This window comes from Kushneria sp. Sum13 (assembly GCF_052692355.1).
In genome coordinates, this window is record NZ_CP199847.1 from 778,369 (window position 1) to 799,043 (window position 20,675).

Annotated in this window: 20 protein-coding genes; 3 read left to right on the forward strand and 17 right to left on the reverse strand. The window is 62.4% G+C overall.

Features of this window, described 5'->3' with window-relative positions; genetic code table 11:
* Positions 1-313 precede the first annotated feature (313 nt).
* Positions 314-1,813 carry a SulP family inorganic anion transporter gene (locus ACUN8C_RS03700; RefSeq protein WP_445620956.1) on the forward strand — a complete coding sequence of 500 codons (1,500 nt, stop codon included), beginning with the start codon at positions 314-316 and terminating at the stop codon, positions 1,811-1,813.
* A gap of 85 nt (positions 1,814-1,898) precedes the next feature.
* On the forward strand, positions 1,899-2,765 hold the full coding sequence (locus ACUN8C_RS03705; RefSeq protein ID WP_445620957.1) for a universal stress protein: 867 nt from the start codon (positions 1,899-1,901) through the stop codon (positions 2,763-2,765).
* Between the two features lie 75 nt (positions 2,766-2,840).
* On the opposite strand, the gene ACUN8C_RS03710 is transcribed toward ACUN8C_RS03705, so the two are convergent.
* The 15 genes from ACUN8C_RS03710 to ACUN8C_RS03780 all read right to left on the reverse strand — a co-directional run bounded on the left by ACUN8C_RS03710 (position 2,841) and on the right by ACUN8C_RS03780 (position 16,585).
* Positions 2,841-3,308: an excinuclease ATPase subunit gene (locus tag ACUN8C_RS03710; RefSeq protein ID WP_445620958.1), complete on the reverse strand. Its 468-nt coding sequence runs from the start codon at positions 3,306-3,308 to the stop codon at positions 2,841-2,843.
* Positions 3,309-3,392: 84 nt separating this feature from the next.
* Positions 3,393-3,992, reverse strand: a complete 600-nt coding sequence (locus tag ACUN8C_RS03715; protein ID WP_445620959.1) for a methyltransferase domain-containing protein — start codon at positions 3,990-3,992, stop codon at positions 3,393-3,395.
* An 85-nt stretch (positions 3,993-4,077) separates the two neighbouring features.
* Positions 4,078-4,800 carry a 3-oxoacyl-ACP reductase FabG gene (gene fabG / locus ACUN8C_RS03720; protein ID WP_445620960.1) on the reverse strand — a complete coding sequence of 241 codons (723 nt, stop codon included), beginning with the start codon at positions 4,798-4,800 and terminating at the stop codon, positions 4,078-4,080.
* A 95-nt stretch (positions 4,801-4,895) separates the two neighbouring features.
* Positions 4,896-5,357 (reverse strand): ApeP family dehydratase, encoded by a 462-nt coding sequence (locus ACUN8C_RS03725; protein ID WP_445620961.1) that lies wholly within the window; start codon positions 5,355-5,357, stop codon positions 4,896-4,898.
* Positions 5,350-6,528 carry a beta-ketoacyl-ACP synthase gene (locus ACUN8C_RS03730; protein ID WP_445620962.1) on the reverse strand — a complete coding sequence of 393 codons (1,179 nt, stop codon included), beginning with the start codon at positions 6,526-6,528 and terminating at the stop codon, positions 5,350-5,352. Before ACUN8C_RS03730 ends, ACUN8C_RS03725 begins: the two co-directional genes overlap by 8 nt.
* Positions 6,525-7,124, reverse strand: coding sequence for a DUF3261 domain-containing protein (locus ACUN8C_RS03735; protein ID WP_445620963.1), 600 nt, complete (start codon positions 7,122-7,124; stop codon positions 6,525-6,527). The genes ACUN8C_RS03730 and ACUN8C_RS03735 overlap by 4 nt, the downstream gene beginning before the upstream one ends.
* Positions 7,121-8,407: an NAD(P)/FAD-dependent oxidoreductase gene (locus ACUN8C_RS03740; RefSeq protein ID WP_445620964.1), complete on the reverse strand. Its 1,287-nt coding sequence runs from the start codon at positions 8,405-8,407 to the stop codon at positions 7,121-7,123. Before ACUN8C_RS03740 ends, ACUN8C_RS03735 begins: the two co-directional genes overlap by 4 nt.
* A 4-nt stretch (positions 8,408-8,411) precedes the next feature.
* Complete coding sequence (locus tag ACUN8C_RS03745; protein WP_445620965.1) at positions 8,412-10,733, reverse strand: MMPL family transporter; 2,322 nt, start codon at positions 10,731-10,733, stop codon at positions 8,412-8,414.
* Between the two features lie 2 nt (positions 10,734-10,735).
* Positions 10,736-11,296 carry a LolA family protein gene (locus ACUN8C_RS03750; RefSeq protein ID WP_445620966.1) on the reverse strand — a complete coding sequence of 187 codons (561 nt, stop codon included), beginning with the start codon at positions 11,294-11,296 and terminating at the stop codon, positions 10,736-10,738.
* Between the two features lie 130 nt (positions 11,297-11,426).
* Complete coding sequence (locus ACUN8C_RS03755) at positions 11,427-12,368, reverse strand: LpxL/LpxP family acyltransferase (RefSeq protein ID WP_445620967.1); 942 nt, start codon at positions 12,366-12,368, stop codon at positions 11,427-11,429.
* Positions 12,365-13,153 carry a glycosyltransferase family 2 protein gene (locus tag ACUN8C_RS03760; RefSeq protein ID WP_445620968.1) on the reverse strand — a complete coding sequence of 263 codons (789 nt, stop codon included), beginning with the start codon at positions 13,151-13,153 and terminating at the stop codon, positions 12,365-12,367. The genes ACUN8C_RS03755 and ACUN8C_RS03760 overlap by 4 nt, the downstream gene beginning before the upstream one ends.
* Positions 13,150-14,871: an AMP-binding protein gene (locus ACUN8C_RS03765; protein ID WP_445620969.1), complete on the reverse strand. Its 1,722-nt coding sequence runs from the start codon at positions 14,869-14,871 to the stop codon at positions 13,150-13,152. The genes ACUN8C_RS03760 and ACUN8C_RS03765 overlap by 4 nt, the downstream gene beginning before the upstream one ends.
* Positions 14,868-15,431 carry a hypothetical protein gene (locus ACUN8C_RS03770; protein ID WP_445620970.1) on the reverse strand — a complete coding sequence of 188 codons (564 nt, stop codon included), beginning with the start codon at positions 15,429-15,431 and terminating at the stop codon, positions 14,868-14,870. Before ACUN8C_RS03770 ends, ACUN8C_RS03765 begins: the two co-directional genes overlap by 4 nt.
* A gap of 8 nt (positions 15,432-15,439) precedes the next feature.
* On the reverse strand, positions 15,440-15,715 hold the full coding sequence (locus ACUN8C_RS03775) for a phosphopantetheine-binding protein (RefSeq protein ID WP_243409211.1): 276 nt from the start codon (positions 15,713-15,715) through the stop codon (positions 15,440-15,442).
* A 117-nt stretch (positions 15,716-15,832) separates the two neighbouring features.
* Positions 15,833-16,585, reverse strand: a complete 753-nt coding sequence (locus ACUN8C_RS03780; protein WP_445620971.1) for a beta-ketoacyl synthase chain length factor — start codon at positions 16,583-16,585, stop codon at positions 15,833-15,835.
* A 195-nt stretch (positions 16,586-16,780) separates the two neighbouring features.
* Between ACUN8C_RS03780 and ACUN8C_RS03785 the strand changes: the two genes are divergently transcribed.
* On the forward strand, positions 16,781-18,436 hold the full coding sequence (locus tag ACUN8C_RS03785) for a hypothetical protein (RefSeq protein WP_445620972.1): 1,656 nt from the start codon (positions 16,781-16,783) through the stop codon (positions 18,434-18,436).
* Between the two features lie 17 nt (positions 18,437-18,453).
* Here ACUN8C_RS03785 and ACUN8C_RS03790 read toward each other — a convergent pair whose 3' ends face one another.
* Complete coding sequence (locus ACUN8C_RS03790; RefSeq protein ID WP_445620973.1) at positions 18,454-19,992, reverse strand: PhnE/PtxC family ABC transporter permease; 1,539 nt, start codon at positions 19,990-19,992, stop codon at positions 18,454-18,456.
* Complete coding sequence (locus ACUN8C_RS03795) at positions 19,979-20,674, reverse strand: ATP-binding cassette domain-containing protein (protein ID WP_445620974.1); 696 nt, start codon at positions 20,672-20,674, stop codon at positions 19,979-19,981. The genes ACUN8C_RS03790 and ACUN8C_RS03795 overlap by 14 nt, the downstream gene beginning before the upstream one ends.
* Between the last annotated feature and the right edge of the window lies 1 nt (position 20,675).

Here is a 20,675-nt window from a genome sequence, read left to right on the forward strand (position 1 = left end):
GCACGAGTGCTTTTGTCGTGACGCCTCCGGCGTCAAATCTCCGTATGTCGTGTTTAAAACCCGTGTCGTTATGCCCTTGCACGCCGCTGGCCGGCCTGCGCGTGCTGCCATGATCCTGACCGCACAATGCTGTCGACATTATTGCTGAGCGTTTTTCAGCGTCTGGAATTTGCCCGGCTAATGCAGCGGATGTAAAGACCGTGACAGGGCAGGTCATCCATATTCAGACCCGGCACGCGACGTCAGGCACAGATCGCAATCGCTTGCCCCGCGGGGCGCCATGAATTTTTTACTGCAGAAGGGAAGGATGAGCATGAGAGGCTCAATAAAACAAAACTGGTTTTCCAATGTGCGTCCCGATGTGCTGTCGGGGCTGGTGGTGGCGCTGGCGCTGATCCCAGAGGCCATTGCCTTTTCGATCATCGCAGGCGTTGACCCTCAGGTCGGGCTTTATGCCTCCTTTTCGATGGCGGTGGTCATCTCGATCGCCGGCGGTCGGCCGGCGATGATCTCGGCGGCCACCGGTGCCATGGCCCTTTTGATGGTCACCCTGGTGCGCGACCACGGCCTTGAGTATCTGTTTGCCGCGACCATTCTGACCGGTCTTCTGCAGATCCTCTGGGGCGTGTTGAAACTCGGCAGCCTGATGCGCTTTGTCTCTCGCTCGGTGGTGACCGGGTTTGTCAACGCGCTCGCCATCTTGATCTTCATGGCGCAGCTGCCGGAAATTACCGGCGCCAATGCCACCCCCACGGTCTATGCCATCATGCTGGGCGGGCTGGCCATCATTTACCTCTTCCCGTATGTGCCAAAGGTCGGCAAGGTCATCCCCTCGCCAATGGTCTGTATCGTTTTTATGACGGCCATTGCGATGATCTTCGGGCTTGATGTGCGCACCGTGGGTGACATGGGCCACCTGCCGGACAGTCTGCCGGTGTTTCTGATTCCCGATATTCCGTTCAATCTCGACACCCTCATGATCATCTTTCCCTATGCGCTGACGCTTTCGGTCGTCGGTCTGCTGGAATCGATGATGACGGCCACGATCGTCGATGATCTGACCGATACGCCCAGCGACAAGAACCGTGAGTGCCGCGGCCAGGGCATTGCCAACGTGGCGACCGGCTTTCTGGGCGGCATGGCCGGTTGCGGCATGATCGGTCAGACCGTCATCAACGTGAAATCCGGCGGTCGGACCCGGCTTTCCACCATGACGGCCGGCATCGGCCTTTTGATCATGGTGGTCTTTCTGGGGCCGCTGGTGGCCCGAATTCCGATGGCCGCGCTGGTCGCCGTCATGGTCATGGTCTCGATCGGCACCTTTGACTGGGGCTCGATTCGTGATCTGCCCAAAAAGCCGCTGACCACCAATGTCGTCATGCTGGCCACCGTGGCCGTCACCGTGGCCACCCATAATCTGGCCATGGGCGTGCTGGTGGGCGTGCTGCTGGCAGCACTTTTCTTTGCCAACAAGATCGGTCGCATCCTGCAGATCGACAGCGTGCTCGCCGAGCAAAACGGCGTGCAGCAGCGTGACTATCACGTGCGCGGTCAGATCTTTTTTGCCTCGACCACCCGCTTTGCCGATGCCTTTGATGTCAAGGAAGGGGTGGATCGGGTCTGCATTAATGTGACACATGCCCACTTCTGGGATATCACGGCGGTCGAGGTGCTGGACCGGATCGTCATGAAATTTCGTCGAGAAGGGATCGATGTCGAAGTGATCGGTCTCAATGAGGCCAGTCAGACCATGGTCGACCGCTTTGGGGTACATGACAAGACCGATGGCATTATAGAGCCGGGCGGTCATTGAGCGTCATCGTCATGCTCCCGGGCGGCGACACCGGCGTCCGGGATAAGCCACACTCGAACCACGAGACGTGTTTCCGGAGATTCTCATGAGCAGAACCATCATTGCCTGCTTCGATGACCAGGCGCGTGCTGACAGCGCCATCGGTGACTATGCGGCCTGGGCGGCGCGACAGATCAAGGCGCCCCTGTGTCTTTTGCACGTACTGGAACAAAAGACCATTACGCACGAGGATTATTCAGGCCAGATCGGGCTGGGTACCCGCGAGCGAATGCTGGAAGAGCGCACTGAAGAAGAAGGGCGGGTCATTCGTCAGGCGCGTGAGCAGGGGCGTCTGATGCTGGAGGCGCTCAAGACTCGCCTGACAGACGAGAGGCTGGCGCCGCAGGTTCAGCAGCGCCACGGTGCGCTGGCACCCACCCTGCGCGAACAGTGCACCAGCGAAGATCTGCTGGTGCTGGGCCGCTGTGGCCATCAGCATAGCCAGAATCATCAAAACCAGGGTGACGAGGATACGTCACTGGGTGCGCATCTGGAGGATCTGGCGCAGCATCTGGACATTCCCATGCTGATTGCCCCGGCACGCTTTCGGGTACCGGCCCGCGCCATGGTCGCCTTTGATGGCAGCGATCGCGGCCTTGAACAGCTCTCGCGGCTGGTGAAATGGGGCTGGCTTGAAGGGCTGGAAATACACGTGGTGCATGTCAGTGAGCCCGCCAATTCGCAGCCTGCCGCGCGCGGTGCCGAGCTGCTCGCTGCAGCCGGCCTTGATGCGAAACCCGTGACGCTTGAGGGCGACGCCGGGCGCAAGCTGCCGGCCTATGCCCGCGAGCAGGAAGTCGACCTTGTGGCCATGGGCGCCTATGGTCACAGCTCGCTACGTCGCTTTTTGATGGGCAGTACCACCCACAAGCTGCTTGAAGCGATGCCGAGTGCCATTCTTTTGATGCGTTGATCAGGCAGTGGTCACCAGCAAAAGGGGAACCCGGTCGGGTTCCCCTTTTTTGAGCCCATCACTGTGCAGGCTGGCTTACTGCCCCAGTGTGACCATGTCGCCCTTGAAGGCGGCTTCCGTGACGACATTGCCGGCATGGCACTCATAGCGCTGGCTGTCCGGATTGGCACGCTGCTCGTAGTAGCTGGTGATGTTGACGACGGCATTGGCGCCGACCTGACGGGCGCGCTCCTGCAGGGCCAACAGCGACTGAAGTGCGGCCAGCCGGCAGGATTCAGCGTCGGTGCGCAGGGCGGCGCGCACCTTGTTGGCACTGTAGAAGCCGCCGCGGCGTGTCTGAATGGCTGGATGCTGCTGGTCGGCAAAATAGAGCCGGATCGAGGGATCGAGCTTTTCCTGCGCTTCGGGCTGAGTCATGACCTCGGCCAGTGGCTGCATCAGAAAGGTGTTGCGTGCCTGTGCAGGGCCTGCCGTGGTCAGCATGATCAGGGCGCCCGTCATGGCCGCGGCCATGGAAAATTTTAAGGGCAGGTGGAAGGTCATCGAACGTCCTCCGGGAGGTATCAAAAAGGCAGGGTGCACAATGTAGCCTTTCACACACGTTTGCGAAAGACCATGGCGCGGGCCTCAGCCTGAAAGTGGTTTGCGAAAGGCCTGAAAACAGTGCTGATTTCTCGGCAGCGCCACGACCCGATGGGCGTCAAGCCCCGGCACCCTGACAGGCTCGAGCTGTGCAAACGCCGGAATATCGCCGGGGCCGACCCGGTTATAGGGTGGCTGGTCGTTCCAGCCCAAAAGCAGCAGACCTCCGGGGCGCAGGCAGTCCACGCAGGCGGCAAAGGCCCGCTCGACATCAATCTGCTCATTGAGCCCCCAGCCCAGTACGCCATTGCACAGCACGGCGTCCAGACCGCCCCGGGGGATATGATCACTCAGCGTGGTCAGGTTGCCCACGATATGGCTGTCGCCACCAAAGGGGCGCTTGGCGGCGTCCAGATCGATGGTCGTGACCTCCGCATCGCTCAGCAGTGACGGGTAGTGATGGGTATACCAGCCGCAGCCCACCATTAATACGCGCCGAATGCTTTCATCTCGTGCGATGGCCGGCAGGATGCGATGTTCAAACATGACGCGGTCTCGATAGGGGTAGCGCAGTCGAACGCCGTGATGATCCAGCGTACGAAGGGTCGTGGCCGTCCAGCCATACAGCGCTGCCTTGAACGTCATGCGTCGTCCTTTTCGTTATTGTCGTTACCCTTTACGAAACATGCGACGACATCGACCTGCCTGATGCGGATCTGAAAAAGCGCAATCAGAACAGTCCGCCGTTGACGGCAATCACCTGGCGGGTCACGTAGCTGCTGTCTTCCGAGCACAAAAAGCTGATCACGCCGGCGACTTCTTCGGCTTCCCCCATGCGCTGCATGGGCACGATCTTTTTGATGTCCACATCGATATCGTCGGTCATGTCTGTATTGACCCATCCGGGGGCAATACAGTTCACCGTGATTTTTCTTTTGGCCAGTTCCAGCGCCAGTGATTTGCTGGCCGCAATCAGTCCACCCTTGGCAGCGCCATAGTTGACCTGACCGCGATTGCCGATCACGCCGGCGGCCGAGGAGAGCACCACGATGCGTCCGGGCTTTCGGCGCTGAATCATGGGCATGACCAGCGGCTTGAGCACGTTATAGAACCCGCCCAGATCAACATTAAGCACGCTGTCCCACTGTTCCTCGGACATGCCCGGAAAGGGCGCATCCTGATGAAAGCCCGCATTGAGCACTACGCCGTAATAGGCGCCGTGCTCGGCGATATCGGCCTCCAGATACGCGCGGGCCTCGTCGCGTGCGCCGACATCAAACTGCAATAGCCGTGCCTTTTGACCCATGAAGGTAATTTCGTCCGCCACGGCGCGTGCCTGCGTCTCGCTGTGGCGGTAGTGCACGACGATATCAAAGCCGTCGCGGGCCAGGCGCAGGGCGGCCGCCCGGCCGATGCCGCGACTGGCGCCGGTAATCAGGATGGTCTGTGACATGTCATTTTCCGATCGCGTGGTAGGGAGTCGTCATTGCAAGTAGTGGTTGAAAATGGCCGTGGGCAACAGGACGCAGGCCCCGGGGATCGCCGGGATTACCCGGCGGCAGTCTGCAAAACGCTTAAGCTCGCTCTGGCCAGCCAGTCATGCTCGGGGTTTTCGCCGGGTCGATAAAGCACGCCGTCAAAGGTGCCCAGACCGCTGTCGGCGATGGTATCCACGCTGACCCTGACCTCCAGAGGCTGACCAAAGGCCAGGTAATCGATATTCGCCTCGAATCGACGAGCGCCCAGCAGCATGCCCTGGCGAGGCGTACCACCTTCGCGCGGCTGCAGGGTCGACCAGGCCGCCGAGGCCTGGGCCATCCACTCAAGCGCCACCTGTACTGGAATGCCCCGGGTGTCGGCAAAGAGATCCTCGGGTGACGGGATCACGGCCACAACGATGTGCCGGTCATTGGCGTCGATGACGTGATCGAGCAGACACATCGACCCCTGGTGCGGCACCAGAGACGCCACGGGGGGCCACGCTGACGGCCCGGGGTACGTGTCATGCATCGCTGCGCTCCAGCACCAGCACGGCATTGTTGCCGCCAAAGGCAAAGGCGTTGGAGAGCGCCACGCGCGGCTGGCCGACGCTGTCTTCGCCCACCAGCGACAGCGGCATCAGTGTCTCGTCAAGCGGCTGGTCATGAACATGGCGCGGCAAAAAACCGTGCTCCAGAGCCAGCCAGCAAAAGGCGGCTTCAAGCGCACCGGCCGCGCCCAGCGTGTGGCCGGTCAGCGCCTTGGTCGAGCTGGCCGGGGGCTGGTGATCGCCAAACACGTCATGAAGGGCCAGCGCCTCCATCGCATCGTTGTGCGTGGTCGCGGTGCCATGCAGGTTGAGGTAGTCGATATCACCGGGGGCTCGATTGGCCATGTCGAGCGCCTGGCGGATGGCGGCGATGGCGCCGCCGCCATCCGGGGCCGGCGCCGAGATGTGGTGGGCGTCCGAGCTTTCCCCGTAGCCGGTCAGCTGAATGCCACCGGCCTCGCGGGTCACGATGAACAGGGCGGCCGCTTCACCGATGTTGATGCCACGTCGATCATGGGTAAACGGCTGACACGGCGTATCGCTGATCGCCCCCAATGCATCAAAGCCATGCACGGTCAGGTGGCACAGCGTATCGGCGCCGCCGGCGATCACGGCGTCTGCCTGACCGGAGAGCAACAGGCGCCGGGCCGCACTCAGCGCTCGGGCACCGGAGCTGCAGGCCGTGGAGATGGTCCATGCCGGCCCCGACAGCCCCAGATGAGCGCGAATGAAGTGGGCCGGTGCGCCGAGCTCCTGATGGGCGTAGCGATAGTGCTCATCGAAGTTGTTGCCGGGACCGGTGCGGGCAATGGCGGCTTCGGTTTCCGAGATGCCCGAGGTACTGGTCCCCATGACGACGGCAATGCGATGCGGTGCATGGCGTTTGAGCGTCTCCTCCAGCTGCGGGCCCAGTGCCGCAAGCGCCGTGGCGATGAGTCGATTGTTGCGACTGGCATGCTCGACAGGCCAGTTATCGGACGATACCAGCGCCGTCGTGACATCCCCCAGCGCCAGCATTCGTCCGGGCGTATAGCGCTCGCTGTCGACCAGACCGCGTTGCCCCTTGATCAGCGCGTTAATGAGAGTGTCGTGGTGGTCCCCGAGACTGCAGATCACGGCAGGCGCAGAGAGTCGACAGTAAGCGGACGTCATGGGGTCTCTCCGGCGCTATTGTCATTACCAAAGGGCGTGATGACCATGCGATAGCCGATCTGAAAATCGGTCAGCACGTCATGGGCCTGCTCAAGATGATGATCGATGGTATCGATCCGGGCGACCAGCGTGTCGCCGTCGAGAATCTTGCGCACTCGGCCATGTTCAAAACGCTGGTCCTGTACCTGCCATGCACTGCCCTGAAAGGCCTCCCGCAGGGCAGACTCTGGACGCAGACTCCACTCCAGACGCTGGGCAAACCATTGGGCCGGGAAGGGCGGCTTGTCCATGATCGACTGGGTGTAGCGTGCGCCCTGGTCATCACGTACCAGGGTGAAAAGCCGCTGTCCGGTGGGGGTGGCGATGACCACGCGCAGCCCGTCACCGGAAAGGCGAATCACCGCCAGCAGTGTCTGCTCGGGGCGTGTCTCGTCAAAGGGCGTGATGGTCAGCTTGCGCTTGAGCGTCTGTGCCTCGCCCTGCCAGCCGGGGGCTGCCTGGGGCGCCATGGCTGGTGCGCTGCAGCCTGCCAGCAGGGTCAGCATCAACAAAAGCGCGGCGGGCCAGAGGCGTCGGGGCAGAAAAAGGGCTGTCATGCGGCGTGTCCACACAGTTGGGCCAGGGTGTCGAGATGTCGACGCGGCTGACTGACAAAGGGGTTGTCGTTATCCCAGGCGTAACCTGCCAGCACGGCGCTGATCATGCGCCGCAGATAGGCCGGCGGTTCGGGATGAAAGATGATGGCCGGCAGTCGGCCATCGTACCAGGCATCCACAAAGGCGCGGAAGGTATCGATGCCATGGCGCAGCGGACGCTCGAAATCTCCCTGCCAGTCGACGTCACCACCGTCAAGCTGTGCCCTGACCAGCGGCGCGGCCAGGCATGCCGAACGCACCGCGATGGTCACGCCCGAGGAGAAAATGGGGTCGAGAAACTCGCCGGCATTGCCAAGAATGGCGTAGCCCGGGCCGGTGAGGGTGGTGACGTTGCGGCTGTAGCCGCCAAGTGCCGCGATGGGGCGGTGAGGCGTTTCGGCATCAAGCCAGCCGTCCAGCTCGTCAAAGGCCTTGAAGCAGGTCTGAAAGCCCTGCGTCTCGTCGGCATCCGGGCCGGTAAGGCGTGTCAGTTCCTCGGATGACCCCACAAAGCCTGTCGAGGCGCGACCGTTGGCAAAGGGAATCACCCAGTACCAGACATTGGCCTGCGGGTGCAGCCCGATCTGAATCTTGGTGCGATCGAAATCATGCGACCGGCAGGCGTCCGGTTTGAGGGATAAATGGGTATACAGGGCCTGGCGCTGTGTCAGATGGGTCTCTTCCAGCGTCCCTTCCAGGCGGGCCAGCACCTGAGCCAGACCGCTGGCATCAAGGACGAAGCGGGCCCTGAGCCGCCAGCAGTGGCCCTTTTCATCACGAATGGTCAGTGTCGGAATCTCGGGGTGGCGCTCGAAGGCCGTGACCCGTTGACCAAACCGCACCTCGGCCCCGCGCGCGCAGGCGGCCTCGATCAGGCGCTGATCGAAGTCGGCGCGCTCGACCTGCCAGGCCTGCCCGGTGCCCTCGCTCGACTTGTCCTGAAAATCGATATCCACGCGCTGATCGCCACGCACAAAGCGGGCGCCGTTTTTCATCTGATAGCCGGCCCTTTCGATCACGTCGGCCAGCCCTGCGCGCTCAAGGTCCATCAGACACTGGGGCAAAAGGCTTTCGCCGATGGAAAAACGCGGGAAGTGCGCCGCCTCGACCACGACGACGCGATGGCCGGCCTCGGCCAGCAGGGCGGCCGCCACGGCGCCGGCGGGCCCGGCGCCGATAATGGCCACATCGGTTTCCCTTTCAGACATGTCGGCCTCAAAAGCGCGGGACGTGGAAGTTGTCATGGCGTTATCCGTGGTCATGGGTATTGGCATGATGCGCCGGCTGATCCTCTGGAATGCGCCGCTGCACCAGAGCGGTGAGCAGCCAGACGCTGGCAAGCCCGATCAGGGTGGTCATGCCGATATGATGAAGCGCCGGTGTGGCACTGAAGGCCAGCAGGCCAAAGGCCAGCAGGCTCGACAGGATCGACAGCGTGATCGCAAGCCAGGCGTGATGGGCTCTGGGATGTTCCTGCATGAAGATGCCGGCGTCCAGCCCGATTCCCAGCACCAGCAGCAGCGCCAGCTGATGAAACAGATTCAGCGGCACGCCCAGCAGGGCATACAGCGTGAGTACGGTCAAAATGGCGCCGCCGGCCGGGGCGATGACACGCCAGGTGCGCCACCGGTAGCGCAGGGCCAGCAGCAGGGTCAGCACGACCAGGGCGCCTGCCACCCACTGCGCGATCTGGCGGCGCAGCTTGCCCAGCACATTGCTGATCTGTTCGACCCGGTCGACCAGTTCGATGTGTTCATCGCTGCGCGCCAGGCTTTCCAGCTGCTGACGCGCATAATCATCAATGCCGCCGCTGAGGGTGACCATGCCGGCCACCTGACCCTTGTCGATGTCGCCAAGCCACAGGCGTTGGTCACTTTCTCCCAGTGGGCTTGTCAGCCAGTGATCCAGCGTCAGCGGCGGAGATTGCGTCAGCATTTCCATGGCGCGCTCGTAAAGGGCCGGCGGTAGCCCTGCCGAGGCATACACCTGGTCGAGCTGCTGCTGGTACAGTCGGCGGGTCCGTTCAAGATTGGCGCCTTGACGCGCCCCAGAGGGGACATGGTCGGCGAGGCTGGTGTGACCGCCCAGATGACCGTCCTTCACCAGCCCATCCAGCAGGGGGTTAAGTGATTCAACCCGACCGAGAAAACCCTCGCTGTCATGAGCGGTGATCAACAGATAAACGGTACCGGTATCCCGCCCGAGCTCGCGTTGAATCAGCGCCTCATCACCCAGCAGCTGCTGTGATGAGGTGTTGAGCAGACGCAGGCTGTCATCGCCCTGCAGGCGCACGCCGGCAATGGCGACGGCGATCAGGGCCAGCACCAGGGCCAGGCGCGGCCCGAGCCGGCCGCGAAGGTGGTCAAGCACTCGCCAGAGCCGTTCGGCCAGTTTCCGGGTGCCGGGCGTGGTGCGCACGCGTGTCATGGGCAGCCACAGCACCACCGTCAGCCAGGCCCCGACCAGCCCGCAGCCGGCAAATATGGCCATCTGGCGAAGCCCGGGCATGGGCGTGAAGGCCTGCACCACGTAGGCCATGACGCTGGTCACAAGCCCGAGTGCCAGCCCCGGCAACATGTGACGCAGCCGGAACTCCCGGCCGGCCAGCGCGCGGGCACACTGAAGGTGCAGTGCATAGTCAATGGCCACACCGATCAGGCTGCTGCCAAAGGCAATGGTCAGCAGGTGAATGCCCTGAAACCACCAGAGCGTGATCGCCAGGGCAAACACGGCGCCAGTGGCCAGCGGCAGCAGCAGCGTGGCGATCGTGACCGGTGAACGAAACACCACCAGCAGGATGAGCAGCACCCCGATCAGCGAGCCCAGCCCGATGGTGCTGATCTCGCTTCTGGCCTGATGCGCGCCATCGGCGGCGTGAAACACCATGCCCGAGCGCCACAGATGTGCCCCGGGGTGCGCCTTCTGAAACGCATCGATGGCACCGGTCAGACGGTCCTGCAGCCCCGTATCCCACGCACTGCCTGCAAGCTCCCCGGTCATCACGACCAGTGCCTTGCCATCCACCTCGAGGGTGACCAGATCACCCCGGGTATCAAAGCGGGTAGAGAGCTGACTGTCGAGCCAGCGATTGAGCAGTCCGAAGGGGTCACGTACCGGGTGCTGGTCAATACCGGTGGGCATGACCAGAGACGCCAGCGCCTGGCGGCGCAGCTCGTCGGTATCCCCGCCGTCGATGGTGGTGCGCAGATGGTCATCCAGCAGGCGATAGCGCGACGGCCCCAGTACTTCCAGCAGGCTGTCGAGCTGGTAGTCACCCGGACGATAGCGCAGCTCACTGACCGCGCCGGCACGTTGTAGCGTCTGCGCCAGTTCCGCCGCGGCCTCGCCCGGGGTTTCGGCGTCCAGCAGCAGCACAAAGCGGTGGGTAAAAGGGGCGCCGAGCTGCTCGTTGGCACGATCAATCCCGGGAGACTGATGCGTGTCGGGCAGTAGCGCCGTAATGCGCGTATCAAGACTTGTTCCGCGCAGCAGCTGCCAACCGCTGAAGACCAGACAGGCTGTCAGTACCAGACCCCATAAAAGCGCCGGCAGGCGAGAGGTGCGCGTCATGTTCAGGGGCCCTGTTGCGGGGAAGTCGCGGCGGTGCCGGCGTCTTCTTCAGGCGGCAGCAGATGAATGTTGAGCCGGTCACCATCGGCCATGGCCATGTTGATCTGCTCAAGGCGTGCATCGCCCTGCATATCGATATTGTGGAGATAGTTCGCCAGCCCCTGCTGGCGCGGGACCAGCGTGGCATGCCACGCCTTTTCATCGCCTTCAAGCGTGATGTCGAAACGATCGGCGAGCGCCGAGAACTGGCCGTTGAGCAGTTGCATGATCAGCGTCGCCACGCCGGCCGGATCATCATCAATGCGCTCGCCGTTACGCTGAATGCCCGCATCGGAAAGCTCCATGGTCTCTTCTACCGGTGACTCCAGCGACCAGATCACGCGATCGCCCTGTTCGAAGCGGTAGTGGCCGCGACCGTCAATGCGGGTGTCCAGGTCGGCCAGATAACGGGTCTGCTCAAAGCGCCCGTTCACGTCCCCCTGAGCGGCCAGGTGGTCTGCCAGGGTCTCAAGGCTCATGGCCCGGGCCGGCAGGGCCATGAGCCACAGGGGGAGAGTGACCATGAGAAGGGTCAGGGATCGTAAACGCGTGCGACAAGACATGTAACTTGAGCTCCTGGGCCGGCAGGACAGCGGCTGTCCGTGCGTTGTTCGTGCTTGATTTAATCGCCCGTGATTTAACGGGGCATGCGTTTTATTTTTCGGACTGCCAGAACGGGTAAAAGTTGAACCACTGTAGCGGATAACGACAGCAGAAATGCTCCAGACGCGTGACAAAGTGCGCCATGGTGTTGTCCATCCACACACTGCGCTCCCGGCGCGAGAGCCCGGTGGCATCACCCAGGGATTCAAAGTGCACATGATGTGTCTGCCCCTTGCGGGCGCAGACCAGCAGATACAGCGGACAGTGCAACAGTATGGCAAGCCAGAAGGCACCCTCGGGGAAGGGCGCCGGTCGGCCGAGAAAATCGAGCCAGCGGCGTCGGGCGCCGGCCTCGATGGGGTCGCGGTCGGCGGCAATGACCACAAAGCCGCCCTCGGCCACGCGGGCCTGAAGCCGCTGGGCCGTGGCGGGGCCCATGTCGCTGACCTCGATGATCTCTACCGACAGGGGGCGGTCGATATCGTTGAACAGGGAATTGAAGCGCTGGGCGTGATGGGTATGCATGACCACGCTCATTTTCAGGTCGCGCCGCAGTCGCCCCAGCGCCTGACAGATCTCGTGGCTGCCCAGATGCGTGACCACGATGATGCCGCCCTGGCCGGCATCGATGGCGGCCCTCAGGGTCTCGCGCTGCTCTATATGAATGGTCTCGGGGGCAATGCGACCGTAGAGCGCCAGCACCTTGTCCAGAATGGCCGTCCCAAAGGTCGTGAAATGGCGCACGGTGGTCAGGCGTGGCAGGGAGACCGAGGGGCAAAAGGCCTTCAGTTGCTTCTGGTACTCCTTTGACGCGCGTCGGGCAATCGGGCGGCGCAGCCAATAGTAGAGTCCGACCAGAAACAGGACGCCCTGATAGGCGCGCGCACCGAAACGGTCATAAATGGCCAGCATCAATTGAATGCCCTTGAGTGAGCCTGACTCACTGATGGCCGACCAGTGGCGCGAGGTGCGCTTGCGTTGCGGTGATGTCATGAAGAGCTCTTGTGTCGTTCGTCGCGCCGGTGCCGGGCACGTCCGAGGATCAGCTTCGGCAGGCGTATCAGCATGCCCAGCGTCAGCCTCAGGTGCATGCGTGCCATCAGGACGTTGTCCCGAAACAGGCGAAAGTGAGAGACGCCATCGGTGGGATAGGTGACCCGCACCGGTAGATTGTCGACCGGATGACCGGCCCAGAACCAGCGCACCAGCACCTCGGTATCAAACTCCATGCGATGACCGCACCCGTGGCGCGCAAGCATGGCATTGACCGCAGCCAGCGGATAAAGACGCACGCCACACATGGTGTCGCGCAGTGTGGTGGACAGCGTATTGCACCAGACCCAGACGTGGGTGATGTAGCGGCTGATAAAGCGGTGCAGCGGCACGCTGTGATCAAAGCGGGGATAGCCGATCAAAAGCCGGTCGGGGGCGTGTCTGGACGCCTCGATAAAGGGCGGCAGGCTTGATTGATCATGCTGGCCATCGGCGTCGACCTGAAGGGCATGGGTAAATCCGAGCGTTTGAGCATGGGCAAGGCCGTGACGAACGGCGTAGCCCTTGCCGCGGTTGCGCGGCAGGCGCAGCAGGTGCACATCACTGGCCTGTGCCAGGTGATCGAGCACACTGGCGCAGCCCGCATCGCTGCCGTCATCGACGAGCACGATGGGCAGGTTCAGGGCGGCGAGCCCCTCGCAGGTCGCCACGATGGCGTGTTCGTGGTTATACACCGGCACCAGCACGCAGGGCGAAAACGCTGCGCTGTTCTGGACGTGATTCATGAAAACTCCCCGTGGTCGGGCATCGGGTCGACACCGAGCAGGCGCATTTGCAGATGCTGGCCCCGATGAGAGGTCACGGTGATGTTCAGATCGCCACGCTGGCGGCTCAGCGTCATGACCGCGCGATCCCCGGGCAACAGCGGTGCGGGAAAGCGTACCCGGCGCATGTCGCGCCATTGATCCTGCTTGCCGAAAAGACGCTCGGCCTGCTGACGTGCCCAGTGAATCAGGGCAATGCCCGGCACGATCGGTCGTCCGGGGAAGTGGCCCTCAAGTGCTGCCAGGCGCTCCGGAATTTCCAGTGTGATTTGGTGCTGATCGGGTGTTGAGGACTCAAGATCCAGCCAGCGCGGCTGGCGCCGGTCATCCAGGTCATCAAAGAGATGACGCGCCATGGCACGGGTCAGCTTGCCCTGAGCGTTGACCGGGAAGCGGTGCACAAAACGCCAGAAACGCGGCAGCACTACCGGCTCAAAGGCACGGGCCAGATGCTGTCTCAAATCGCTGATGAGTGCTCTTCGCGCGTCATGATCATGGGCAATGCTGTCGGATGACATGGCCACGACGGCCCCGACGCGCCCACCCGAGTGATCGATGGTCAGACAGCGGGCGTCCAGGACGCCGGGGAAGGCCTTGAGGTGATGGGCCAGACCTTCCAGCGAGACGCGCTTGCCGGCCACCTTGACGATGCGGTCGGCGCGTCCGTGCAGGGTAAATCGTGCAGGATGTTCGTCCAGCAGCTGAATGTGGTCGGCCTGTTCATGCCACTGTTCGGGCTCGGGGAGACGCCCTGAGCGCAGCAGTGTGCGTTCACCGTCACAGCGAAGCATGACATCGTCGAGCGCCTGCCAGGTCGTATCCTGACAGGGCCTGCGCCAGGCAATGGCGCCGCTCTCCGAGCTGCCATAGATCTCGATGAGTTCGCTGCCCATCAGCGCTTCGGCCTGCACGGCGGCCTCATGAGGCAGCGGCGCGGCGGCACTGAAAATACGGCCGGGCGCGCGGTCCGGCATGCCGGTCGTGCTCTCGGGTAGCCGGGAAAGCTGAGGCGGCGAGCTGATCAGGGCGCTGACCGGCACGTTCATGAGCCACTCGGCCAGCGTCTCGGGCCAGGTCACGATCTCGAGCCCGAAGGGATGAGAGGTCGCCAGCGCACGCAGAAGCCCTGCCGTCAGTCCCCAGGTATGCTGATGGCTGACCTGGCTGATGACGACGCCTTGTGCGAGCGGCCAGTGTCGCTCGAAAGCGGCAACTTCGGCCTCGAGCTGGCCCAGCGTGCGAAAGATGGGGGCAGGCTCCCCGCTGGAGCCGGAGGTGAACAGCACCACGGCCTCCTGTTCGGGCGGCAGGCCGGGCTCGGGCATCATGTCCGAGACGGGCGGTGGTGGCATCCAGGCCTGCGGAAATTCACCCAGCAGGACCAGATCGCGCTGGCGCAGATGATTGACGGTTTCGGGCAGATTGTCGCCGGGCAGCCACACCCGATGGCCGGCATGCCAGAGGCCAAGCAGGGCCGCCGTAAACCGCCAGGGATCGCTGTCATAAAGGGCCACATCCCGATCGGCCGGCAGCGACGTGTTCGCCCAGTTCCTGATGGCCTGGATCAGCTCGCCGCGGGTGCGCTCCTTCTGCCCTGAAAGGGCCACGATGTCATTCGCCGCGCCCAGAAGCCACGGGCAGCGAGTCAGTGACGGTGCTGCATGGCGAGATGGATTCATGCCTGCACCACCTTGCGTCGAACGCGCCGGCGCACCAGCCATTCACCGGCCATCAGCAGTGCTGCCAGCAGATAGCTGATGGCGCCAGTCCAGACCTGCCAGACGTGAAGGGGGGCCCACAGCGCCAGCACCAGTGCAATGACGGCGTTGAGGGTCATGAAAATGCCCCACATCCAGGTAACCCTGCGCGTATAACGCACGCCTTCGGGAGGGAGGTCGGGCTCTGACAGACGCGCAAGACGCTCGATCAGAGGCGTAGAACGCAGACTGCCCAGAAAGATCAGTGCCAGTGAGACGTTGATCATGACCGGATAAAGTCGGATGCCCAGTTCTGCCTGCCCACCCAACAACAGCGCCAGCAGCAGTATCATCACCATCGCCCAGCGGGTGCGATGTTCACCGGCCAGCCATTGAATGCCTGCCAGAAGCACCAGGGTGATCAACAGGGCATGAGTGCCCCAGAGGGGGAGAACGATCCACAGGGCTGCCGGAAACAGCACCATCGACAGGGGTGATGACCAGTGACGTGCTCTGGGGCGTTCGGCAGGCATGGCTTCCATTACAACCCTCAGTCGCTGCGGCGCTCGGCCACCAGGGCGCTGAGCTGCCTTAAACTTGCAAAGTGTTCGCGGTTTTCCTCGGCGTCGCTGTCAAGGCGAATGCCATAACGCTTTTGCAGCGCCAGTCCCAGCTCCAGCGCATCAATGGAATCCAGACCCAGCCCGTCACCAAACAGGGGCGCTTCGGGTTCGATGTCGTCGGCCGTAATATCTTCAAGCTCCAGCGCTTCGATGATCATGTTGGCGACATCGCGTTCAAGTTCGGTCAATGAGGTATTGGCCATATGGGGGTCTCCGGGATCCTTGTTGTCGTCTTCGGGCAGACGAGTACGCCGCTGGAGCGTCGTCTGCCCGCCTGTTCGGGCGGCATATGATGCCAGAACCGGATATCCTTTGGGACGCTATCCGGCGTGTGGTGTTTCCATTCCCGTAGTGGCCTGCCAGCAAAGCGGTGGGGTGCGCGTGATCAACTCTCCCCTGCCCATCAGCCAGTCGGCCAGCAGCGGCGGTGTCACTATTTGCCCCCTGTTTTCGGTGTTATCGACCGATCGAGCATGTAAGCGCACGGCATCCGGTGCTGGTGTTAGCGACAGCTCCATCAGCATGGCGGAAGGGGCCTGTGGGGCCTGAGTCTGGATGCGATAGCGGTCGGGGACCGGTGAGTCGGTCAGAATCAGCATGACGCTGTCGCGTCCATCGAACAGATAGCCACGGGCTTCGCTCAAGAGCGCCTCGAACTCTTCACCGGCTGCCGCCAGGGCGGCCATCGAGGTGTGATTGCCAAAGGCGATCGAGTAGACACCCAGCACGGCATTATGCACCGACAGACCAAATCGGGCGGGCGAGAGCGGCTCACCCTCGAACAGCGTATCGAGCATGTCCAGCGGGCGATGCCCGTCCCCGTGACGAGAGGCATGCAATACGGGCATGGTTGTTCGCTCATGGGCGGCCATGTCACCCAGCAGGGTACAGACAGCGCGGCCCAGCGGCGTCAGACGGCGTCGCAGCAGGGCCGGGACACTCGACGCTGCCGGCTTTTCATCGGTGATGATACAGGCAGGCATGTCCTCGCCCGCGCGCTCGGGGAGCCAGGCACGCCAGCGGTGGAGATAGAGTACAGGTAGTGCTGTATCAGCATGGGATAAGCGGTCCATGCGAGCCTCCCGAAAAATGTCATCTGATTGTAAGCGGCAGGCGTGGTTTCATAAACCACGAGTATGACAGACGTGGCAGAGGCATGTGGTGGTGGCCGCCAAATGGTGATCGCCACAATGGCATGGCAGCATTTTCCCAAAACAGGTGTGATATTCCCTGAAACAGGCCTTTTGTGGCCTTATACGGAGTTTTGAATGGCGCTTTCTACAGACGATCGCAATCGCCGACGCTTCATGCGTCGTGCACTGGCCCTGCTGCCTGTTGCCGGCATGGCGGGGGCACTGGCAACCCCGGAGCGTGCGCAGGCCAGCGAGTCACGAGAGCGGTCCGAGGCGCTCGACATGACCGCCCGCAACAATGTGATTTACTGGGGCGCCGACCCGACCGGCAAGAGTGACAGCTCGGCGGCATTTGTGCGCGCGGCGCGCTCCAGTATCGTTAACAGCCTTTATGTGCCGCCCGGGCGCTATGCGATCGGACAGACGGTCGATCTCAAGGGCAAGAATCTCATTGGCCCCGGCAGGCAGCGTTTCAGAAACGAGGGCAACGCCATTTTGATGCCATTCCACTCGCTGGGCGATGGCGTCATGTTTACCGGCCATGGCCCGGTGGTGCGGGATCTCAACTTCGCTACCGGGCGCAAGAAGGGCCGCTGGGACGGCACCTATATCGATAGCCCCGGCTACAATACCGTCATCGAAAATGTTCACTTCGCCGCAGGTGGTTTCGGTATCCGGGTGCGCGGCATCATGGTCAATTACAACCTGCTGCGCTGTACTTTCATCGGCATGGGAGTGGGCGTCCAGATCGACGATGAAAAGGGCAACAACTCCACGACCGCGCGTTTTGTCGGTAACGAGTTTAACTACTCCGACAATGGCATCATTTTCGAGAAAAATGTCTACGGCGCAACCTTTCAGGACAACATCTTCGAGGCCATGAAGGGCGATGCCATTCGGGCAAGACTGATTTATCGCTCGAGTTTTATCGGCAACTGGTGGGAGGGGCGCAACAAGGGCAAGGCGCCCTGGCCCTGTGTGCGTACTACAGAAAGCCAGCAGTTCATGAACTGCTTTGCTTCCTCCAACACCTGCGTTTATGGCTGGACCAACGTCTTTGACAGCGAATCGCACAGCGGCAGCATGGGCGGTGTGTCGCTGGATGGTGGCGAAGTCGTGGTTCGCAATTCGACCGGTAATGCGCTGCGCCTGTCGCCGAATTCACTGCGCGCCGAGGCCGATGCCTGGAAGGAAGCCACGCCGCTGGTGATTCAGTCGAGTCATTCCGCCAGGACCCATCAGACCAACCCCATTGTCTTTCGCCATAGTGGCCCCGAAGGCGACGTGGTGTTCGATACCGATCGGGAGTCGGACAGCAAGGGCATATGGGATGGCCGCCTGCGCTTCGCCTCGCAGGTCGATGGTGACGACAAGGTGCTGTATGACGACTACCGGGTGAATCGTGGCCGCCCGGGCATGGTGGGCGAGACCTCACTGGTGGACAAGAAGGGGAAGGTGCGCCATGCCCTGACCGGTATCCCCCAGTTCGTTAAATGGCGCAAGGGCGGTGATGGGCCGGGCTGTGATTTCTTCAGTCGCTGCGAGGTCGTCGACAAGGGGCAGGTCGAATTTTCCTTCCCCGACGGCGAAGTGGAACTGCGCGACCCGATCATTACGGTCACGGTGGATGATGCCGGCATTGCCCATGACGGCATCGAGTATCTGTCCGCCTACTCCGGCTCGGTGAAGTATCAGGCCTGGAAAGGCTTTCGCATCCGCTTTGTCGATCGCAAGAGCGGGCAGCCGAGCCTGCCGGAAAGCTTCAATCTCTCGATTTTCCACCCGAGCTGAGTCACGGTCCGGCGCTTCTAACCGCTGTCACCCACCGGCGCCGGCCGAGGCTGGTCACGGCGCTCGGGCAGAGCGTCCGGGCGCAGGCGTCGCGACAGCACATCCACTGCCATGTTGATCACGGCCGTCACCATCAAAAGGGCGACGGCCTGATCAAACATCAGGTACTCAAAGCTCGAGTCGATTTGAAAGCCCAGCGTGACCACCCCCAGCATGCCCAGAAGTGCCGTCTCGCGCATGATGACCTCGGCGCGGTAAAACAGCAGCGCCAGAATGCCGGGGTAGATGCGAGGCAGCAGCTCATGGCTATACAGATTGATTCCCCGAATGCCGGGCAGCCCCGGTGTCACCTCATCGGCATGACGCGCCGCCAGAAAGGCAATCAGGGCGCCGTTGTGCAGTGACAGGGCAATCCACGCCGGCAGCAGTGACGGCCCGGTCAGCAGCAGCAGAATAAAGGCCAGCAGCAGTTCCGGTGTCGAGCGCATGACAATCAGCGCGCCGCGTCCCATGGTGCGCGTGGCGCGGTTGCCGAAATGGCGGCTGACCAGAGGCCAGGCCAGCAGGCAGACCAGCAGCGAGCCGACGGTGCTCATCAGCCCCAGCAAAAGCGTATTGCCAATGGCGGGCAGCAGATCCGGCAGTCTGCCAAACCACTGCGGCAGTGCCGCGAAATCGCCTTCCAGCAGCGGCTGTGGCCAGATGTCATGGCTTACGAACTGCCATAAAAGCGTCGGGTTGACGCTGGGCCACGGGCCCAGCAAAAACGCCGTGCCCACCAGCCAGGGCACCAGCAGGCGACGATGGGCCCACCAGGGCAGCAGGGCAATCAGCAGATAAAAGGCCCACAGCAGGGCACCGCCTTCGTGATATCGCCCCTGGCGAAAGGCACTTTCCAGGTAATATCCAAGCGTTGGCAGTCCCACAAAGCCCAGCAGTACGCTGGCGCGCAGGGCGCATTCAAAACGATAACGGGTGTAACCGGAAAGTCGCTGCCAGGCCAGTGGCAGCTCGGTATAGACAAAGCGTGACAGCCGATCGGTTCCGGGCGACAGCGTCTGCGAAGGGCTGCGATCAATCTGGGCCAGGATTTCGGCATAGACCTTGGCAAAGGTGGCGGCATAGGGCAGGGCGATGGCAGCCAGCGCCGTAATGGCAGAGAGCCCGAAGACCTGAAGAAACAGCAGTGCCCAGAAAAGCTCGTGAATGGCGCGCACGAAGGCGCACAGGGTCCGTACCAGACGAGAGCGCATGAAGATCAGCGCTAGCGGGAACCCGAGCACAATGCCCAGCATCACCCCCCACAGGGCAAAGGCGATGGTCAGAAGCAGGGCATGCAGAGGCGATTCGGTCGCCGTGATATCCGGCAGAATCATTCCCTGAAGCATGCGCCCCAGTTCCTTCCACGGATCACGGGTCGTAATTGATAGATCCGCCAGCGGCAGCAGTACCAGCGTAATGGCCAGCATGATCAACGTCAGGCGCAAAAGCCTGGCGCCGACATTGTCGCCCCGCAGCCAGCTGAACCAGCCGGCAGGTGCATCAGTGCGTGACATAAAGCACGTCAAGGTCGTGGGAAGTCAGCTCACGGGCAGGTGCGTCGATAATGATGCGCCCTTCATCCAGGCCAATGATGCGATCAAAGTGCGCCAGTGCCAGTTCACGCTGATGCAGCGCCACCACACAGGTCTGGTGGCGTGTGTTGATCAGCTCCAGCAGCCGAACGCCCTGACGCGGGTCGACGCTTGCGACCGGCTCATCTCCGATAAAGATCGGCCGCTTTTGATACAGCGCTCGTGCAATGGCGACACGCTGCTGTTGACCGCCGGACAGCTGGTCGACCTGACGCCGCAACAATCCGTCCAGCCCCAGCGTATCGGCAAGCCCGCTGATCTCCTGCCAGCAGGCCCGGTTGGGGCGCAGCATGTTGGTCAGGTTCTGCCAGCGTGAAAAATGGGCCAGGCGCCCCATGTAAATGTTGTGATAGGCCGAAAGCGTGGGCACCAGCGCATTGGCCTGAGGACACCAGGCGCCCTGGTCGCCGAGTCGAATGCGCAGGGCATCGAGCAGGGTCGATTTCCCCACGCCGCTGCGTCCCAGCAGGGCGATGCGGTCGCCCTGCGAGATACGCAGTGTCAGGTCGGGAAAGACAACGTGATCGTCATGGCCCAGACAGGCATGATCAAATTCTGCAATCACGCCAGAGACGTCCGGTTCGACAGTCGCAGTTTCCAGCATG

Bases quoted from the DNA above. Each gene is read 5' to 3' on its own strand.
- ACUN8C_RS03780 (WP_445620971.1), bottom strand. From the start codon at position 16,585: ATGGACCGCTTATCCCATGCTGATACAGCACTACCTGTACTCTATCTC.
- ACUN8C_RS03770 (WP_445620970.1), bottom strand. From the start codon at position 15,431: ATGGAAGCCATGCCTGCCGAACGCCCCAGAGCACGTCACTGGTCATCA.
- ACUN8C_RS03765 (WP_445620969.1), bottom strand. From the start codon at position 14,871: ATGAATCCATCTCGCCATGCAGCACCGTCACTGACTCGCTGCCCGTGG.
- ACUN8C_RS03710 (WP_445620958.1), bottom strand. From the start codon at position 3,308: ATGACCTTCCACCTGCCCTTAAAATTTTCCATGGCCGCGGCCATGACG.
- ACUN8C_RS03740 (WP_445620964.1), bottom strand. From the start codon at position 8,407: ATGACAACTTCCACGTCCCGCGCTTTTGAGGCCGACATGTCTGAAAGG.
- ACUN8C_RS03750 (WP_445620966.1), bottom strand. From the start codon at position 11,296: ATGGTCACTCTCCCCCTGTGGCTCATGGCCCTGCCGGCCCGGGCCATG.
- ACUN8C_RS03790 (WP_445620973.1), bottom strand. From the start codon at position 19,992: ATGTCACGCACTGATGCACCTGCCGGCTGGTTCAGCTGGCTGCGGGGC.
- ACUN8C_RS03785 (WP_445620972.1), top strand. From the start codon at position 16,781: ATGGCGCTTTCTACAGACGATCGCAATCGCCGACGCTTCATGCGTCGT.
- ACUN8C_RS03795 (WP_445620974.1), bottom strand. From the start codon at position 20,674: ATGCTGGAAACTGCGACTGTCGAACCGGACGTCTCTGGCGTGATTGCA.
- ACUN8C_RS03745 (WP_445620965.1), bottom strand. From the start codon at position 10,733: ATGACGCGCACCTCTCGCCTGCCGGCGCTTTTATGGGGTCTGGTACTG.
- ACUN8C_RS03755 (WP_445620967.1), bottom strand. From the start codon at position 12,368: ATGACATCACCGCAACGCAAGCGCACCTCGCGCCACTGGTCGGCCATC.
- ACUN8C_RS03775 (WP_243409211.1), bottom strand. From the start codon at position 15,715: ATGGCCAATACCTCATTGACCGAACTTGAACGCGATGTCGCCAACATG.
- ACUN8C_RS03725 (WP_445620961.1), bottom strand. From the start codon at position 5,357: ATGCATGACACGTACCCCGGGCCGTCAGCGTGGCCCCCCGTGGCGTCT.
- ACUN8C_RS03760 (WP_445620968.1), bottom strand. From the start codon at position 13,153: ATGAATCACGTCCAGAACAGCGCAGCGTTTTCGCCCTGCGTGCTGGTG.
- fabG (WP_445620960.1), bottom strand. From the start codon at position 4,800: ATGTCACAGACCATCCTGATTACCGGCGCCAGTCGCGGCATCGGCCGG.
- ACUN8C_RS03700 (WP_445620956.1), top strand. From the start codon at position 314: ATGAGAGGCTCAATAAAACAAAACTGGTTTTCCAATGTGCGTCCCGAT.
- ACUN8C_RS03730 (WP_445620962.1), bottom strand. From the start codon at position 6,528: ATGACGTCCGCTTACTGTCGACTCTCTGCGCCTGCCGTGATCTGCAGT.
- ACUN8C_RS03735 (WP_445620963.1), bottom strand. From the start codon at position 7,124: ATGACAGCCCTTTTTCTGCCCCGACGCCTCTGGCCCGCCGCGCTTTTG.
- ACUN8C_RS03715 (WP_445620959.1), bottom strand. From the start codon at position 3,992: ATGACGTTCAAGGCAGCGCTGTATGGCTGGACGGCCACGACCCTTCGT.
- ACUN8C_RS03705 (WP_445620957.1), top strand. From the start codon at position 1,899: ATGAGCAGAACCATCATTGCCTGCTTCGATGACCAGGCGCGTGCTGAC.